This window comes from Arthrobacter sp. MDT1-49-2 (assembly GCF_059090185.1).
Genome location: NZ_JBNHFK010000013.1, coordinates 1 through 15,700, shown reverse-complemented (window position 1 = coordinate 15,700; position 15,700 = coordinate 1). Strand labels below are relative to the sequence as shown.

General features: G+C 65.8%; 15 protein-coding genes. 11 read left to right on the top strand and 4 right to left on the bottom strand.

The annotated features are described in order from the left end of the window. Positions 1 to 7: 7 nt before the first annotated feature. The gene (sepH, locus tag AC5RTS_RS15655; RefSeq protein WP_493992937.1) at positions 8 to 1,414 is read right to left on the bottom strand and encodes a septation protein SepH; all 1,407 of its coding nucleotides are present in this window, start codon (positions 1,412 to 1,414) and stop codon (positions 8 to 10) included. Between the two features lie 303 nt (positions 1,415 to 1,717). On the opposite strand from sepH, the gene AC5RTS_RS15650 reads away from it, so the two are divergent. Then, complete coding sequence (locus AC5RTS_RS15650; protein WP_227902199.1) at positions 1,718 to 2,017, top strand: DUF4193 domain-containing protein; 300 nt, start codon at positions 1,718 to 1,720, stop codon at positions 2,015 to 2,017. 4 nt (positions 2,018 to 2,021) lie between these two features. Here AC5RTS_RS15650 and AC5RTS_RS15645 read toward each other — a convergent pair whose 3' ends face one another. Further along, on the bottom strand, positions 2,022 to 2,492 hold the full coding sequence (locus tag AC5RTS_RS15645; protein ID WP_493992936.1) for a DUF3093 domain-containing protein: 471 nt from the start codon (positions 2,490 to 2,492) through the stop codon (positions 2,022 to 2,024). Between the two features lie 213 nt (positions 2,493 to 2,705). On the opposite strand from AC5RTS_RS15645, the gene dut reads away from it, so the two are divergent. The 4 genes from dut to AC5RTS_RS15625 all read left to right on the top strand — a co-directional run bounded on the left by dut (position 2,706) and on the right by AC5RTS_RS15625 (position 5,070). Then, on the top strand, positions 2,706 to 3,194 hold the full coding sequence (gene dut / locus AC5RTS_RS15640; RefSeq protein WP_493992935.1) for a dUTP diphosphatase: 489 nt from the start codon (positions 2,706 to 2,708) through the stop codon (positions 3,192 to 3,194). A 65-nt stretch (positions 3,195 to 3,259) separates the two neighbouring features. Then, positions 3,260 to 3,994: a DUF3710 domain-containing protein gene (locus tag AC5RTS_RS15635; RefSeq protein ID WP_493992934.1), complete on the top strand. Its 735-nt coding sequence runs from the start codon at positions 3,260 to 3,262 to the stop codon at positions 3,992 to 3,994. Between the two features lie 3 nt (positions 3,995 to 3,997). Next, positions 3,998 to 4,339: a hypothetical protein gene (locus tag AC5RTS_RS15630; protein ID WP_493992933.1), complete on the top strand. Its 342-nt coding sequence runs from the start codon at positions 3,998 to 4,000 to the stop codon at positions 4,337 to 4,339. Further along, positions 4,336 to 5,070, top strand: a complete 735-nt coding sequence (locus AC5RTS_RS15625; protein ID WP_493992932.1) for a DUF3159 domain-containing protein — start codon at positions 4,336 to 4,338, stop codon at positions 5,068 to 5,070. The genes AC5RTS_RS15630 and AC5RTS_RS15625 overlap by 4 nt, the downstream gene beginning before the upstream one ends. Here AC5RTS_RS15625 and AC5RTS_RS15620 read toward each other — a convergent pair. Then, positions 4,962 to 5,744 (bottom strand): potassium channel family protein, encoded by a 783-nt coding sequence (locus AC5RTS_RS15620; RefSeq protein ID WP_493992931.1) that lies wholly within the window; start codon positions 5,742 to 5,744, stop codon positions 4,962 to 4,964. The two genes, AC5RTS_RS15625 and AC5RTS_RS15620, sit on opposite strands and share 109 nt — an antisense overlap. Beyond that, on the bottom strand, positions 5,741 to 6,415 hold the full coding sequence (locus AC5RTS_RS15615; RefSeq protein ID WP_493992930.1) for a potassium channel family protein: 675 nt from the start codon (positions 6,413 to 6,415) through the stop codon (positions 5,741 to 5,743). The genes AC5RTS_RS15620 and AC5RTS_RS15615 overlap by 4 nt, the downstream gene beginning before the upstream one ends. Before the next feature lie 158 nt (positions 6,416 to 6,573). Here AC5RTS_RS15615 and AC5RTS_RS15610 point away from each other — a divergent pair, with 158 nt between their 5' ends. The 6 genes from AC5RTS_RS15610 (at position 6,574) to AC5RTS_RS15585 (ending at position 15,442) form a co-directional block, all read left to right on the top strand. Further along, positions 6,574 to 7,863, top strand: a complete 1,290-nt coding sequence (locus AC5RTS_RS15610; protein ID WP_493992929.1) for a class I SAM-dependent RNA methyltransferase — start codon at positions 6,574 to 6,576, stop codon at positions 7,861 to 7,863. Positions 7,864 to 8,150: 287 nt separating this feature from the next. Continuing rightward, positions 8,151 to 10,976 (top strand): aconitate hydratase, encoded by a 2,826-nt coding sequence (locus AC5RTS_RS15605; protein WP_493992928.1) that lies wholly within the window; start codon positions 8,151 to 8,153, stop codon positions 10,974 to 10,976. 173 nt (positions 10,977 to 11,149) lie between these two features. After that, positions 11,150 to 13,123 (top strand): 1-deoxy-D-xylulose-5-phosphate synthase, encoded by a 1,974-nt coding sequence (dxs, locus tag AC5RTS_RS15600; RefSeq protein ID WP_493992927.1) that lies wholly within the window; start codon positions 11,150 to 11,152, stop codon positions 13,121 to 13,123. Positions 13,124 to 13,173: 50 nt separating this feature from the next. Then, entirely contained in the window at positions 13,174 to 14,028 is an 855-nt protein-coding gene (locus AC5RTS_RS15595) for an SDR family oxidoreductase (RefSeq protein ID WP_493992926.1), read from the top strand. Positions 14,029 to 14,076: 48 nt separating this feature from the next. Continuing rightward, entirely contained in the window at positions 14,077 to 14,394 is a 318-nt protein-coding gene (locus AC5RTS_RS15590; protein WP_493992925.1) for a hypothetical protein, read from the top strand. 70 nt (positions 14,395 to 14,464) lie between these two features. After that, positions 14,465 to 15,442 (top strand): aldo/keto reductase, encoded by a 978-nt coding sequence (locus AC5RTS_RS15585; RefSeq protein WP_493992924.1) that lies wholly within the window; start codon positions 14,465 to 14,467, stop codon positions 15,440 to 15,442. Positions 15,443 to 15,700: the final 258 nt, after the last annotated feature.

Below are 15,700 nucleotides of genomic sequence, written 5' to 3'. Positions count from 1 at the left end.
GGGGGTGCTAGTCGCCCTTGGTCCCGAAGACTATTTCGTCCCAGGACGGTACCGAGGAGCGCTTGGGCTTGATTACCCTGCGTTCCGAACCGTCTTCCGGCTTGGTGTCCTTCGCATTCTCGGCCTCGTCCAGGCGCTGGCCCCGGCCGCCGTTGGGCAGCCGGTCCCAGGGAAAGTCCCGTCCGGCGTTTTTCCGTGCTGCTGCTGCCGTTTCTGCCGCGTCCTGAGTGTCAGCCGGCTCGGTTGCCGCGGAGGCCTCCTCTGCGGGGTTTGCCGTGGCATTGGCGGCCGGTGCGTCCTGCGTGGCGGCAGGGCCGGTTTCGGTGGCGTCTCCGGTGCGGGCCGAACGACGGCGGAAGGGCCGTGCCAGGACACTGATCTCCCGTGTCTGGGTCACTCCGCCCGGCAGCGTGACGGGATCGATGGTGTCATCGCTGTCGGACGAATCAGTGGGGGACAGATCCTCCCCGAGGGGTGCGCCAATGGACGGAGCCAGGGTGAGCCTGCCTGTGCGTGGGCGTTTCCCGGCGTCGTCCTCCTCTTCGGCATCGGCACGGCCGTCCCGCGGATGCGCAGCAGGGATGCTGCCCTTGGCGAGCAGGCTGGCAAGGGCGTCGTCCCCTTCTTCGTCGCTGCCCAACCGCTGTCCGCGGCGTGAGCGGAGAACTTCAAGAATGCTGTCGGTGTCGGTGGAGGGCTCCTCCGGTCCGCTCTCGGCTTCGAAGTCAAAGACGCGGTCCGCCACGGCGGACAGCCTGCGGGTGGGTACGGGCGAGTCCAGCGGCTCGAGTTCGCTGAGGACCTGGGCCCACCTGTTGGTGTTGGTGACGCTCTTGCGCAGCGGGCTGAAGATCCAGCGTGCCGGGGGTTCCTCACCGACGGCTACGCGGGACTTCTCACTGAGGTCGAACCGGGCAACAACTTCCCAGGTGCCGTCCGGCCGGCGCCACGCATCCCATTGCACGGAGTCTGGGTCCACGCCGAAGGAGCGCAGGCGGTGCAGCACCATGTCGCCAAGATTGACGGGGTTCTCGCCAAAGGCGCTGCGGTAACCGTCGTGCGTGGCGGCCATGGGGGCGGCAACTTCGACGGCCTGCGCCTGCCGGGCCACGTACTCACGTTCGGCGAGCACCGGACCTTCGTAACGGCGGATATGCGCGAGGTCATGACCGGACAACTCCGCCACTTCCTCGGCGCTGGCGCCGGAGCGGATGCGCGCCTGGATGTCCCGGGGGGTCATGCTGGGGCCGGAACCGGTGGAGGCGTCTGCCTGCGGTGCGGACCGGTGCGTGGGGCGGGAAGCTGCCACACGCAGGGCTTCGTCGATCCGCAGACGGAACGTTTCGCCACCCTTGCCGCTTAACAGCAGATGTTCGCCACCTTCATGGACACCCACCAGCCGTAGATCCTGCATCAAAAAATCCTCCACCCGATAGCAATTCCTTCTTGAAACAATGCCATCACCCGGGGCGAAAACCTAAGGTTTGGCCGGGTGTGGCGCGATTGGGCCGGCGCCGGATGGCGGCCTTCGGCCCGTGTCCGGGCCACCGGTTGGCTTTTTGTTCGCCGGTAGGTAAAAATCTCTGCTTTACGGGCACAAAACAGGTATCCGTGGCGTTGATATCTCCGAGTCGCTGACACGGGTCCGGACAGCCGGTCCTGCACGGGCTCAGGAAACGGCGAACACCACTCAACCGGACGGTGAGAAGAAAACATTATGGCGACAGATTATGACGCCCCCCGCAAGACCGAAGAGGATGCCGGCGAGGAGTCGATAGAAGAACTCAAAACCCGGCGCGTGGACCCGCAGTCGGCAGTGGTGGACGAGGACGAGGCAGAGGCCGCCGAGGGTTTTGAACTACCCGGGGCCGACCTTTCCAGCGAAGAGCTGCTCGTGCGGGTGATGCCGGCTCAGGCGGACGAATTCACCTGTGCCTCGTGTTTCCTGGTCCGCCACCGCTCCCAGATTGCGCTGGAAAAGGACGGGATGTACTACTGCGTGGACTGCGAGGGCTGAGGTCCTAGCGGCCTTCGGTCAGGGCCTGCACCAGCTTCTCCGGGTTCCGGGTGGACGTGAGCCAGTACGGCGTGCGGTCCGCCGGGTCGGTGATCTCAATCCGGACCACCGGTGAGATCCATCCCCGGATGCACATGTAGGCGGTGGCGTTCAGCGCCGGGCCCCGCTGGAGCGTGGCGTCGTCGCCGCGGAAGCCTTCGACCCGGCCGATGAAGCGGCGTTCAATCTGGGCCCGTCCCACCTGCAGGGAGTCCGGAGTGACCCGGATGACCGGTGTGGAGAGGACCAGCAGGACGGCAAGGATGATGAAGGCGACAACCGCACCGGTGATGCCGGCAAAAACGCTGATGGGCATAAAAACGAGGATGCAGGCCGAGGCAAGGCCGGCGGCTATAAGCCAGATCCAGATGGAGGGTGTGAGCCGTTCGGAGTACAGCACTGTGTTCGCGGGGCTCTTGGCAGAAGGGGATGACATACCCACAGCTTTTCACCTTTGCCGTGTCATTTCATCTCGCGCCGTGCCGCCGGTGCGGGGCCGGGCAACCGCACAGGAAAACGCGCTAAAGTGTGGTGGGTCGGCCGGGCGGACGCCCGCGCTGCAAGGGGCGCCGCCACAGCGGGGCGCCGGACATATTTATCCATCTGCTTCCGCGGCCGTTCCGGCAACAGGTAAGCGGATGCAGGTCTATTGAAACCGGAGAAACTGGTGCTAGAGGCAGGGACCACCCTGAAGGTGCAGCTCAAGATGCTTGACGAAGGCCTGGAAGCGCCCTCGTACGCACATCCCGGCGACGCCGGAGCCGACCTTCGCTCACGGATCGATTTCACGCTGGCGCCGGGGGAGCGGAAGCTTATCCCCACCGGGGTCGCTCTGGCGCTGCCGCACGGCTACGCGGCCTTTGTGCATCCCCGTTCAGGGCTGGCCACCAAACATGGCATCAGCATTGTCAACGCACCCGGAACCGTTGACGCGGGATACCGGGGGGAAATCTCCGTCACACTGATCAATACAGACGCCACGGAGGCCGTCAGCCTGCGCCGCGGTGACCGGATTGCGCAGCTGGTCATCCAGCGGGTGGAAACCGCAGAGTTTGTTCCCGTTGACGAGCTGCCGGACTCCGTTCGCGGTGCCGGCGGTTTTGGCTCCACCGGGGGCTTCAGCGCCGTACCGGCCTGAGCCTTGGCCCGGCTGCCGTGCCGGGAATTCGAAGACTTCGCAGATGAGAGAGAAGGAACCTGGTTATGGCATTTGGGCGCCGTAAGAAAACCAAGGCAGAGGAACCGGCCGCCGTCGACACGGCAGACACCGTGGAGGACGCCGACGCGCAGACCCCCGGGGAACGCGGAGCCGGTACCTCTGTGCCTGAGGCCGGCGGGCCCTACGACCTGAGCGACCGGCCCTCCGAGGAGGGGTACATCGACCTCGGGGCACTGCGGATCGCGGCCTCCCAGGGGCTGCAGCTGCGCCTGGAGGTCGAGGAAAAGACCCAGCGCGTGGTTGCCGTGACACTGGACCTTGAGGGCTCCAGCCTTCAGCTCCAGGCGTTCGCTGCCCCCCGCTCGGAAACCCTCTGGGACGATATCCGCGAGCAGATTGGCAAGTCCGTGAGTTCCCAGGGCGGAACCGTGGATGAACTTACCGGCACCTTCGGCACCGAGCTCCTGGCCAAGGTCCCGGCCCAGGCCCAGGACGGCTCCAAAGGCTACCGGGTGGCACGCTTCGTCGGCGTCGACGGCCCCCGCTGGTTCCTGCGCGGCGTCTTCGGCGGTCCTGCAGCGATGAATCCTGAGGCGGCACGTCCGCTGGAGGAAGTCTTCCGCAACGTGGTGGTTGTCCGCGGCGAGCAGCCCCTGCCGCCGCGTGATCTGCTGCAGCTGCGGCTGCCGCGCGATGCGTCTCCGCTGCCGCGCCCTGCTCCGGGAGCGGCCCGGCCGTCCGCACCCAAGCGGGGTCCGGAAATCACGACGATCGGCTAACCGGTGCCCACTGCCTACGGTTCCTCCCGCTTCGTCAGCGTTCAGTCCCTACCGCCACGCGGCCGGGCCTACTGCCGCGGCTACGTCTCGGCGATTACCGTGGCGCCGGCCACCGAGCCGCCCCGGTTCATGGCGATGGTGGAGGATTCCCTGGCCGCCTACCGCAGTTCTCCGCTGAAACCCCGCGCCAAGGTGCGCCTCATCTGGCTGGGCCAGCGCCGTGTTCCCGGCATTGAGGCCGGAACATCGCTGGCCTTTGAAGGCATGGTGTCGACGGTGGACGGCTATCCCACAATCTTCAACCCGCGATACGAGATCATTGGACGCCCGGAGGCCGACGCATGAGCACCCAGAAGGACCCCGGTGACGGCCAGCCGGATCTGAACCAGCTCGCCGGGCAGTATGCCGCCCGGGCAGGAGTGGAACGCCGTGAAGACGGCCAGATTGACGTGCTGAAATCCGTGGGCGGTATCCGCGGACTGGCCGAAGCCATAGTCCCGGGCCTGCTCTTTACACTGCTTTACACCGTGGGTGCCGAGCTGAACATCGCTTTGGGCGCCGCAGTGGCGGCCGCGGCCGTCTTTTCCATTGCCAACCTGGTCCAGCGCCGGCCGCTGATGCAGTCCCTGACCGGGGTGGCCGGCGTCGCCATCTGCGCCTTCGTGGCCCTGCGCAGCGGCGAGGGTGCCACCTACTTCGTACCCGGCTTCTACCTCAACGGTGCGTACATCCTGGCCTTCCTGGTCTCCATCGCCGTGAAGTGGCCTGTGGCCGGCCTGCTCTTCGGGTTCATCCGCGGAGAAAACCTGGACTGGCGGGCCGTGCCGGTACGGCTGAAGGCCTACACCTGGGCCAGCTGGATCATCGTGGCCGTCTTTGCCCTGCGCCTGGCAGTCCAGCTGCCGCTCTACCTGGCGGACAATGTCGCCGCCCTGGGCACCATGCGCCTGGCCATGGGGGTTCCGCTCTACGCGCTCGGATTGTGGCTGGCCTGGGTGGTTTCCCGTCCCGCCGCCGTTGTTTCGGACTCAGGCTCCGACACCCCGCCGGAGACTGGTTCCGCGTCCACTCCCTGACCGGCACGCTGATGGGCGCCAGGGGCCAGTACGGCACGCAGGTCATCCTCGGCCGCGATGGTGGTGATGAAGAACAGTTCATCGCCGGGTTCAACGACGTCGTCGCTGCTGGGGGTGATGGGTGCGTCATCACGCAGGATGGCCACCACGGTGGCATCCAGCGGCCAGTCGATGGAGCCAAGGGTCCGTCCCGTAAGGTGCGAATCCGCAGGAACGGTGAACTCCACCATGGAGGAGACACCGGTCTGCAGCGTCAGCAGCCGGACCAGGTCACCGATCTCCACCGCCTCCTCCACCAGGGCCGTCATCAGCCGGGGAGTGTTCACGGCTACGTCCACACCCCAGGAGTCGTCAAACATCCAGTCGTTCTTGGGGTTGTTGACCCGGCCGACGGTGCGCGCCACGCCGAATTCGCTCTTGGCCAGCAGCGAGACCACCAGGTTCACCTTGTCGTCGCCCGTGGCCGAGACCATCACATCAGCATCTTCGAGCTGGGCGTCCTTCAGGGTGGTGAGTTCGCACGCGTCGCCGATCAGCCAGCGCGCACCGCGCAGCCCGCTGCGGCCGACGCACTCGGGCTTCTCATCAATCAGCAGCACATCATGGCCGTGCGAGAGCAGTTCCTTGGCAATGGAGCTGCCCACGCTGCCGGCACCGGCAATCACTACTTTCACGGGGTCTCCCTGATCGGTTCCTTGGAGAGGATCTTGCTGATTTCCGCCGTCCGGTCCACGGACATCATGGCGTGCAGGACGTCGCCCTGCTGGTAACTGCTGTCCGGGCGGGGGAGCATTCCCTCCCCGAACCGGGTGACGTAGGCGATGCGGACCCCTGCAGCGGCTTCAATGCCGGACAGTGAGCGGCCCAGCCAGGCCTCATGCAGCGCCAGTTCGCCCAGGATCAGCCGGCCGGAAGACTCCCGAAAGTCACCGTTGATGCTCTGCTCGGGAAGGATCCGGCGCAGCACCTGGTCAGCGCTCCACCGCACTGCCGCCACCGTGGGGATACCCAGCCGCTGGTAGATCTCCGCGCGTCCGGGATCATAGATACGGGCAACCACGTGCCCCACGTGAAAGGTCTCACGGGCCACCCGGGTGGCCAGGATGTTGGAATTATCACCACTGGAGACGGCGGCGAAGGCATAGGCCTCTTCGATGCCCGCAGCCTTCAGCGTGTCGCGGTCAAACCCGACGCCGGTGACCTTGCGGCCGGTAAAGGTATGCCGCAGGCGCCGGAACGCCCGCTCGTCCTGGTCGATAATGGCGACCGAATGGCCGGCATTGTCCAGGGTGTGCGCCAGGGTGACGCCTACGCGTCCGCACCCCATGATCACGTAATGGGCCAACTGCCCTACCTCGGTTTCGGTTCGGTCCTTTAGCGACTGTTCCGTAGATGAAAAACAATCAACGCCAGCTTAGTCCTGCCCGGGGCCCAAATAGCACAGTGCCCGGCCCCCGTGGTGAGATGGACTTTTAGGCCCCTTGAAGGAAGTACAGCCACACCATGTCGATTGAACTCACCGTTGGAGCACCTGCCCACGGCGGCCATTTCGTAGCCCGCCATGAAGGCCGCGTTGTTTTTGTCCGGCACGCCCTGCCCGGGGAACGGGTCCGGGTCCGGCTGACGGAGTCCGGCGAGGACGCCAAGTTCTGGCGTGCCGACGTCGTTGAGGTCCTCGAAGCGGCGGAGGGACGCCGCGAGCATTTCTGGAAGGAAGCGGACGCGCTGCGGGCTGCGGCGCGCGGAAAGCTGCCGGTGGGCGGGGCCGAGTTCGGCCACATTGACCTGGCAGTGCAGCGCCGGCTGAAGGCGGACATCTTCGCCGAGCAGCTGCGCCGCCTCGGCGGAACCGACCTGGCGCCGGAAGTGGAGCCGGCCCTGGATGAAAGCAGTGACGGGCTGGGCTGGCGGACCCGGGTCAGCTTTTCCGTGGCACCCGGCGGGCGCCTGGCCATGCATGCCCACCGTTCCGATGAACTGATTCCGGTCCAGGAGATGCCCCTCGCGGCGGACGCCATCAACAGCCTGCACCTCTGGGAGACCGACTTCTCCGGGGTGGAGCGGGTGGAGGTTGCCGCACCGGCCGCCGGCGGCCAGCCGCTGGTCCTGCTTATCCCTGCCGAGGGAACCCACCCGCGGACCCTGGGCCGGATCGCAGGCAGCATGCCCGACGGCGTGTCCGTGGCCGCATGGAACCCGGAAAGCCATGAACTGACCCGGCTCAAGGGACGGACCTGGGTTCAGGAGACGGTGCTGGGCCAGGACTACCGGGTTACCGGCGCCGGGTTCTGGCAGATCCACCGGTCGGCACCGGAAACCCTGACCGAAGCGGTCCTGGGCGGCCTTGACGTGCAGCCGGGGGAGGCGGTCGCTGACCTGTATGCCGGAGCCGGACTGTTCACTGCGCCCCTGGCGGGGGCTGCCGGGGAAGCGGGGCGCGTCCTGTCCGTGGAAGGCTCCCCGGGAACCAGCCGGGATGCCCGCAAGAACCTCTTCGCCGCACCCCAGGTCCAGATCCACCAGGGCCGGGTGGACAAGGTGCTCCGTGAAGCCGGCAAGCTCGACGTCGTACTCCTGGACCCGCCGCGCGCCGGAGCCGGAAAAACCGTGGTCCGGCAGATCGACGCGGCCGCACCCCGCGTGGTCGGCTACGTTTCCTGCGACCCGGCGTCGTTTGCCCGCGACCTGGGCTACTTCCGCAGCGCCGGGTGGGAACCGGAAACCCTGCGGGTGTTCGACCTGTACCCGCACACCCACCACATGGAGTCCTTCGCGGTCCTCCGCAAGGCCTGAAACAGGCCGCCCGCAGGGGTATGCAAAGTCCGTCACGCCGCGTCGTGGCGTATATCTCCTGCGGGCGCCTCTGTAAAGGCTAGGATGGGAGGCAGTTGTCCAGCCCTGCGCCATTAAGGAAGTTTCCCGTTGTTGGGGGAAATCGATACCCGGGCAGGGGGCCGTTCGGCAGGGAAATGAACCACCGGTTTCCCTCGCGGGTCCCTTTGAGTCGCTGTTAGGAATACCTAACTGGCGGGCAGTAGTGCGCTGGACAAAGATAACAAGGTGGCGAGAGGAGTCCTGTTATGACTAATGTGGACAGCTTCGGATCCAAAGGCGTCCTGGACGTTAATGGTTCCGAGTATGAAATTTTCCGGCTGAATTCCGTCGAAGGCGCCCAGAGCCTTCCGTTCAGCCTCAAGGTCCTGCTGGAGAACCTGCTCCGCACCGAAGACGGTGCAAACATCACTGCGGACCACGTACGTGCCCTGGCGCAGTGGGATGCAGAAGCAGAGCCCAGCACCGAAATCCAGTTCACCCCCGCCCGGGTGATCATGCAGGACTTCACCGGCGTTCCCTGCATCGTGGACCTGGCGACCATGCGCGAGGCCGTTGCCGATCTTGGCGGCGACCCCAAGCGCGTGAACCCGCTGGCACCGGCCGAGATGGTCATTGACCACTCGGTGCAGATTGATGCCTTCGGCAACGCCGGCGCCCTTGAGCGCAACATGGAAATCGAGTACCAGCGCAACGGCGAGCGGTACCAGTTCCTGCGCTGGGGCCAGACGGCATTCGATGACTTCAAGGTTGTTCCCCCGGGAATGGGCATTGTGCACCAGGTCAACATCGAATACCTGGCACGCACCGTGATGACCCGTGAAGTTGACGGCGTCCTGCGCGCCTACCCCGACACCTGTGTCGGCACCGACTCCCACACCACCATGGTTAACGGCCTGGGCGTGCTGGGCTGGGGCGTTGGCGGCATCGAGGCCGAGGCAGCCATGCTCGGCCAGCCCGTCTCCATGCTCATCCCGCGCGTTGTCGGCTTCAAGCTCACCGGTGAGATCCCCGCCGGCGCCACCGCCACCGACGTCGTCCTGACCATCACCGAAATGCTGCGCAAGCACGGTGTTGTGGGCAAGTTCGTCGAGTTCTACGGCGAGGGTGTCGGCGCTGTGCCGCTGGCCAACCGCGCCACCATCGGCAACATGAGCCCGGAGTTCGGTTCCACTGCGGCGATCTTCCCGATCGACGACGTGACCCTGGACTACCTGCGCCTGACCGGCCGCTCCGAGGAGAACGTAGCCCTCGTAGAGGCCTACGCCAAGGAACAGGGCCTCTGGCACGACCCGTCCAACGAGGTCAAGTACTCCGAGTACCTCGAGCTGGACCTGTCCACCGTGGTGTCCTCCATCGCCGGACCGAAGCGTCCGCAGGACCGCGTGGAGCTGACCAACGCCAAGACGCAGTTCCGCAATGACCTGAAGAACTACGTCCACGAGACCGTCGAAGCCGAGAACGGCACTGTCGACGAGACCCTGGAAGAGACCTTCCCGGCATCGGATGCACCGTCCTTCAACGCCAACGCCACGCACGTCGAGGATCACGAGCACGACCTGGTTGCCGAAGCCGATGCTCCGGCCAAGCGCGCCAGCAACTCCGTGCCCGTCACCATGGCGGACGGCCGCAGCTTCGAGCTGGACCACGGCGCCGTGACGATCGCCTCGATCACCTCCTGCACCAACACGTCCAACCCCTCCGTGATGATGGCCGCCGCCGTGCTGGCCCGCAACGCGGTGGACAAGGGCCTGGCGTCCAAGCCGTGGGTCAAGACCTCCGTGGCTCCGGGCTCGAAGGTGGTTACCGATTACTACGAGAAGTCCGGCCTGATCCCGTACCTCGAGAAGCTCGGCTTCTTCGTGGTCGGCTACGGCTGCGCCACCTGCATCGGCAACTCCGGTCCGCTCGAAGAGGAAATCTCCGATGCGATCAACGAAGCCGACCTGGCCGTCACCGCGGTGCTTTCCGGTAACCGCAACTTCGAAGGCCGCATCAACCCGGACGTGAAGATGAACTACCTGGCCTCCCCGCCGCTGGTAGTCGCCTACGCCCTGGCCGGCACCATGGACTTCGACTTCGAGAATGACCCGCTGGGCCAGGACGAAGCCGGAAACGACATCTTCCTGAAGGACATCTGGCCGAACCCGGTCGAGGTCCAGCAGATCATCGATGCCTCCATCGATAAGGAAATGTTCTCCAACAGCTACGACACCATCTTCGAAGGTGACGAGCGCTGGCAGTCCCTGCCCACCCCCGAAGGCGCAACCTTCGAGTGGGACACGGAGTCCACGTACGTCCGGAAGCCCCCGTACTTCGAGGGCATGAAGGCACAGCCGGGGCCCGTCTCCGACATCGAGGGCGCACGCGTCCTGCTGAAGCTGGGCGATTCGGTCACCACCGACCACATCTCCCCGGCCGGTTCCTTCAAGTCCGACACCCCGGCAGGCAAGTACCTGCTGGAGCACGGTGTGGCCCGCAAGGACTTCAACTCCTACGGCTCCCGCCGAGGCAACCACGAAGTCATGATCCGCGGCACCTTCGCCAACATCCGCATCAAGAACCAGCTGCTCGACGGCGTTGAAGGCGGTTTCACCCGTGACTTCAGCCAGGCCGACGCTCCCCAGGCTGCCGTTTACGATGCCGCGATGAACTACCAGGCTGCCGGCACCCCGCTGGTGGTCCTGGCCGGCAAGGAATACGGCTCCGGCTCCTCGCGTGACTGGGCCGCCAAGGGCACCGCACTGCTGGGCGTCAAGGCTGTCATTGCCGAGAGCTACGAGCGCATCCACCGCTCCAACCTCATCGGCATGGGCGTCCTTCCGCTGCAGTACCCGGCCGGCGTGAACGCCGAGTCCCTGGGCCTGACCGGTACGGAAACCTTCTCGGTTGAGGGTGTCACCGAACTGAACAACGGGAACACTCCCAAGACGGTTCGGGTCACGGCCACCCCCGAAAACGGCGAAGCCATCACCTTCGATGCGGTCCTGCGCATCGATACCCCGGGTGAAGCCGACTACTACCGCAACGGCGGCATCCTGCAGTACGTACTGCGTCAGATCTCCGCTAAGTAGCAGTAAACAGCACCACCTTCAGGGCCCCGCGTCCCCGATCCGTCCAACGGGCGGTAAGGGCACGCGGGGCCCTGAAGCGTTGGTGGGGGACCGCGCAGTGCAGACTGGGCGTTAGAGTTAACCATTGCGACGGTGTGCAGTGCCGCCGACTACGACTCAAGGGAGGCACCCTGTTGGGACTTCTGGAAACCATCCGGGACCCTCGGGACCTCAGCAGGCTTTCGCTGACACAGCTGAAGCGGCTTGCTGAAGAGATCCGTTCGTTCCTGATCACCAACGTGGCACAGACCGGCGGCCACCTCGGCCCGAACCTGGGCGTGGTGGAACTGACCATGGGCATCCACCGGGTCTTCGATTCCCCGCGGGACAGCATCGTCTTTGACACCGGCCATCAGTCCTACGTGCACAAGATCCTTACCGGCCGCCAGGAATTCGGCACCCTGCGGCAGCAGCACGGGTTGTCCGGCTACCCGTCCAGGGCTGAATCCGTTCACGACATTGTGGAGAGCTCACACGCCTCCTCGTCCCTGTCCTGGGCGGACGGGATCTCCCGGGCCCGCCAGCTCAACGGCGAGAGCGACCGCTATACCGTGGTGATGGTGGGCGACGGCGCCCTGACCGGCGGCATGGCCTGGGAAGCGCTGAACAACATTGCCGCGGACCAGCGGCGCCGCGTGGTGATTGTGGTCAATGACAACGGCCGTTCCTACGCGCCAACCATCGGCGGCCTCGCGGACTACCTGGCCTCGCTGCGTCCCACCATTGACGCCGTCCGCACGCACCACGCCTACGAGAACACCCTGGGCTGGTGGCGCGACCGGCTCCAGCAGGGCGGTCCCGTGGGCCGTTTCGCCTACCGCAGCCTGCATGCCGCCAAGAAGGGCGTCAAGGACTGGTGGTCCCCGCAGGGCCTCTTCGAGGACCTGGGCATGAAGTATGTGGGACCGATTGACGGCCACGACCTCGACGCCGTCGAGCGCGCACTGCTCAAGGCCAAGAACTATGCCGGGCCCGTCATTGTCCATGCCATGACGGAAAAGGGCCGCGGCTACGCTCCGGCCCGGGCCCACGAAGCTGACCAGTTCCACGCCGTCGGCATTATTGATCCCGAAACCGGGGCACCGGTGGAACCGGGCGGCAAGGAATCCTGGACCTCGGTCTTCGCCACGGAGATTGCACAGATAGCTGACGAGCGTCCCGATATTGTCGGTATTACCGGCGCCATGCTGATTCCCGTGGGGCTGCACCGGTTCGCGGAGAAGCACCCGGACCGGGTGTTCGACGTCGGCATCGCCGAGCAGCATGCCCTCACCTCCGCGGCCGGCATGGCCTTCGGCGGGCTGCACCCCGTGGTGGCCCTGTACGCCACGTTCCTCAACCGTGCCTTCGACCAGCTGCTGATGGACGTTGCCCTGCACAAGGCCGGCGTCACCATTGTGCTGGACCGCGCCGGGGTGACCGGGCCGGACGGCGCCAGCCACCACGGCATGTGGGACATGTCCATGCTGCAGATTGTCCCCGGGCTGCACCTGTCCGCCCCGCGGGACGCCACCCGCCTCAAGGAGGAACTGCGGGAAGCAGTAGCCATCTCTGATGCTCCCAGCGTGGTGCGTTTCTCCAAGGGCACGGTGGGCCGCGACATTGACGCCGTGGAACGGACAGCCGACGGCGTGGACATCCTCGCCCGGCGCCACAGCGGCGACAGCTCCAACGACGTCCTGATCGTCAGCGTGGGGGCCATGGCCGGCATGGCCCTTGACGTTGCCGAGCGGCTCGACGCGCAGGGCATCAGCTCAACGGTGGTGGATCCGCGCTGGGTACTGCCGGTACCGCGGTCCATCATCAGTCTGGCCGGCGAGCACCGCATTGTCACGGTGATCGAGGACGGCGTGCGGGCAGGCGGCGTTGGTTCGCGGATCCGGCAGGAAATGCGTGCCGCCGGCGTGGACACCGCCCTGAATGAAGTCGGCCTTCCGGTCGAGTTCCTGGACCACGGCAGCCGCGGTGAAGTGCTCGAACGGGTGGGACTGACCGCCCGGCAGGTTGCCAATGACATTGTCGCCCAGGTCCTGGGCACCAAGGTCCCGTTTGCCCGGCCCCTCCCGGGGCAGGAAATGCCTACCGGGCAGGTGCCCAAAATCCAGTAGCCGTGCAGGGACCCGGCAAGCGGGTCAACGGAAAAAGGGATGTGAAAGCCATGGCGGATAACGTTCCAGCCCTCGCCGTCACGGGTGCCACCGGTGCCCTGGGCGGCGCCGTTGCCCGGCTGCTGGCCGAGTCCGGGGTACGCCAGCGGCTGCTGGCCAGGCACACCGCCCGGCTGCCGGAGTTGCCGGATACACCCGTTTTTGCCGTCTCCTACCTGGACCGGGCCCAGGCGGTGAGCGCGCTGCGCGGCGTCCATACGTTGTTTATGGTCTCCGCTGCCGAGAGCCCGCACCGGGTCGAGGACCAGCAAACGTTCGTGGACGCTGCCGCGGAGGCCGGTGTGGACCACATTGTCTACACGTCCTTTATGGGTGCCGCCCCGGACGCCGTGTTTTCGCTGGCCAGGGACCATGCCGCCACTGAGGAACACATCAAGGGACGCGGTCTCTCCTATACCTTCCTGCGGAACTGCCTCTACCAGGATGTATTGCCGACCTTCGTCCAGCCCGACGGCGTCATCCGGGGACCCGCCGGCAACGGCCGGTTCGCCCCCGTGGCACGGGCCGACATCGCACGGACTGCTGCCAGGATCCTGCTTGCCCCGGGGGAACACCGGGACCGCACGTACACGCTCACCGGTCCGGCCGAACTCACCATGGCTGAGGTGGCACAGATCCTCTCCAGCGTCACCGGACGCCACGTGGGTTACGAGGACGAAAGCTATGAGCAGGCCATGGCCAGCCGGATGCAGGGCCATGCCGCGCGCTGGCAGGCCGAGGCCTGGACCAGCAGCTATCAGGCCATCGCTGCCGGGGCGCTTGGCCCGGTCAGTCCGGATATTGAGCGTCTCACCGGCGCGGCCCCGCTGGCTTTTCAGGATTACCTGCAAACCGGCCGTCACTGAGTGTCAGGGGACTGGGTGGCAGGGCTTACAGAGGATAGTGTTGAAGGCATGAATGATAGATTTGCGCCGGATATCCGCCGCTTTCTTGCCGAATGCACGGTAAGTGACCTGGACGATAATGAAGCAACCCCCGTAGCGGACCTGTACGGCATGTACATTATCTGGAGCGAACAGCAGGGCACCGACCCGTTGGCGGTGCAGGCGTTCTCCGCGGCAGTCCGCGAGGAAGGCATTGACGCCGAGCGCCGGCGCAGCGAGCAGGTCTACACCGGCCTGCTGCCCACCGGGGCCATCCCCATCCAGTACATTCTGGAGACGGACAAGGCTCCGGGGCCCAACAACACCCTGGACATCTTCCCCGGCTAGCCGCTCTCCAGCGGGTCCACGGAACCTGGTGTTCCTCCGGAGTCCCGTTTGCGGGGGTAGCGTAGCTTCCATGACTTCTTACAACAGACTTGGAAATTCCGGCCTGACCGTGTCCACGGTGGGGCTGGGCTGCAACAACCTGGGCCGGTCGGGAACCCCCACCGAATCGCAGGAGGGCACCGACGCCGTCGTCAATGCGGCCATAGATGCGGGTATCACCCTTTTCGACGTCGCGGATACCTACGGGCGCACCCCGGGACTCAGCGAGGAGATGCTGGGCAAGGCCCTGGGCAACCGCCGCGAGGACGTAGTGGTTGCCACCAAGTTCGGCATGGACATGCAGGGCGTCAACGGCGCCGACTTCGGGGCACGGGGCTCGCGGCGCTACATCGTCAAGGCCGCTGAAGCCTCGCTGCGCCGGCTGAACACGGACTGGATTGACCTGTACCAGTTCCACACCCCGGACCCGCTGACGCCGATCGAGGAAACCCTTGCGGCCCTGGATGATCTGGTCACGAGCGGCAAGGTCCGGTACATCGGCCACTCCAACCGGGCCGGCTGGCAGATTGCCGAGGCGGAATTCGTAGCGCAGATGGGCGGCTACACGCCGTTCATCTCCTCGCAGAACCACTACAACCTGCTGGACCGCCGGGCCGAACTGGAGGTCACTCCCGCAGCGGAGGCTTACGGTCTGGGCGTCCTGCCCTACTTCCCGCTCGCCAACGGCCTGCTGACCGGCAAGTACAGCAGCGGCAAGGCGCCCGAGGGCAGCCGGCTGACCCACTCCCGGAAGAACCTGCTGGAGAACGCCGACTTTGACCAGCTGGCTGAGTTCGGCCGGTTCGCTTCCGAGCGCGGCCTGACCGAGGTGCAGGTGGCCTTCTCCTGGCTTGCCGCCCAGCCGTCCGTGGCATCAGTCATTGCCGGTGCCACCAAGGTGGAACAGGTGCAGCAGAACGCCGACGCCGTGTCCTGGGTGCCCTCGGATAAGGACCTGGAGGAGCTGGACCGGATCTTCCCGAAGACGCCGAAGGTTGCTTTGTTCTAGGGTCCGCTTGCTGCGTCACCTTGGGTGTCCGGTGGGTCCGGAACGGCGGCAACGAAAATCCCTTGCTCGCTTCAGCTCGCCGGGATTATTAAAGCCGCCTAACCCGGACCCTCCGGACCACGCGGACGCGGAGCTGGCCTCTACGGCTTCCGATCCCTAGATGTAACTCTTACGGTGGTTGTGAACGGCGTGGCAAAAGTTAAATAGGCGAGGGTCTCCGGTTCGATATGGGTTACCACACTCATCCGACCAACGGAG